This window comes from Plesiomonas sp. (assembly GCF_051650925.1).
Classification (GTDB): domain Bacteria; phylum Pseudomonadota; class Gammaproteobacteria; order Enterobacterales; family CAMTGL01; genus Plesiomonas.
Genome location: NZ_JBOFRH010000415.1, coordinates 1 through 1,778 on the forward strand (window position 1 = coordinate 1; position 1,778 = coordinate 1,778).

Annotated in this window: 2 protein-coding genes; both read right to left on the reverse strand. The window is 43.5% G+C overall.

Features of this window, described 5'->3' with window-relative positions; translation table 11 throughout:
• On the reverse strand, positions 1–1,271 hold a 1,271-nt coding region (locus tag ACRC27_RS09845), incomplete at its 3' end, for an amino acid permease (protein WP_438639791.1).
• Between the two features lie 112 nt (positions 1,272–1,383).
• On the reverse strand, positions 1,384–1,778 hold a 395-nt coding region (locus ACRC27_RS09850), incomplete at its 5' end, for a beta-galactosidase subunit beta (protein WP_438639792.1).

The window sequence follows — 1,778 nt, forward strand, 5'->3', positions numbered from 1 at the left end:
GAGGCTAAAAAGCCAATGGTGAAGATTACCATTAAAACGGAAACGATTGCGATACCCGTCAGGCGAGAGCCCATTTTAAAATCCCGTGGCAGATGATCGAGTTTTAACCGCAGATTCATATAAGCCAGCATGATAAACAGTGGTGGCAGCATCGAGGCCGCAGCGGTCATGTTTATCACTGTATTCATCAGATCTTGCGCCGTATTTGAACCGAGAGTTGGGATGATCATCAGTGGCAGAACAATCAAAAATTGGATCCACGCGGCACGCACCGGCACACCATTTTCATTGAGCGCAACGGTTTTTCTGCCAAAAATTCCTTCCGGAATTTCAGAAAAGAAAATTTTAACCGGTGTTGCTGTCCACATGAGCAGTGAACCAAACATTGCAGTAAAGGATACCAGACCAACAAAACGGTTCATCAGGATCTCAGGTAAACCAAAATAAGTGGCTAACCCTTCAAACACTTGTACTGAACCACCGGTATATTTAAGGGTTTCACTTGGCACAAATACGTTGATTAATAGTGAGGCTACAGAGTACAGCACGCCAATGAAGATCCCCGCGACAATAATTACTTTGACGAATGATTTCGAGCCGCCTTTCACGTCATTGACGTAAACAGCTACAGACTCAGCACCCCCTGCCGCCATGAAAATCCACGTAGTGATGCCCAAAAATGCCCAGTTAAAATTGGGGATCATCGCATCTACCGTAATCGGATCAGCTGGTTGTACGCCGCCAATTAACGCTGCCCCTGAGAGCAAAATATAAGAGATGGTCAGCAGTAACATCAGCGAAGAGGTCACCGACGTGATAGGCCCCAGCATTTTTGCACCGTTAGTAGAAACATAGGTAGCAAAAGCAAACAACACCATACTTAAGGCTGTAGTTGTTATTGGTGTCAGAATATATTCATATCCGAGGAAAGCATAAGAGGCATAGGCAATAACGCGCGGTAATAACGAGGTAAAGAAAAAAAGATTAACAAACCAGTAGGTATACGCTGAAATAAATGCCCAGCGGCCGCCTAATGAGCTTTTGACCCACGCATAAACACCAGCTTCTGAGTTTTTATTCAGCGATACAAACTCGGCAATAATCAAACAGAAAGGGATAAAGTAAAAAATCGTGGCCAAAAAGAACATAGGTGCAGAGGCTAGGCCTATTTCAATATTGTTATTAATGACATTATTAAAGCTAAATACGGCAGCAAATGTTAAAGATAATAACCCGAATTTGCCGATCGTATTCCGTTTTGAATCAGACATCATCTATCTCCAGAGGTTAACGTTCTCAGTCTTTGTTTTCGGTTTTTTCTGGATGAGAAAGCACGGCCAAGATCCGGTGGCCGTCTTTCTCTTGTTGTTATTTATCGAAACGTTATTTATTCAGAAAGTAGCCATCTTCAATGGTGACTTTTAAAACCACTTTTTTAACAGGGTGGCCGCCGTGAAAACGGTAGGCATTGTTGTTGTCAAAAATAGCGATTTGCCCAGCCCGCAGCTCACTGACTTGTCCTTTTCCCTGTAGAAATTCACGATCAGTTTCATCACGGTAGGCACTTACCGGCTGTAATGCCGATTTAGCCGCAAACTCAATACGCTCATGTCCTTCTAAGTAATAGTGCACATCGAAATAGCGACGATTTCCCTCAAATAGAGTGGTCTCAGAGGTGATGCCGTCTTCAAGGCGATACACTAATGAATCACCGATAGAGTGCATAACCCCTGTATTGATATTGGCAATATTATTGATAGCCTCCACACAGCGTTGCC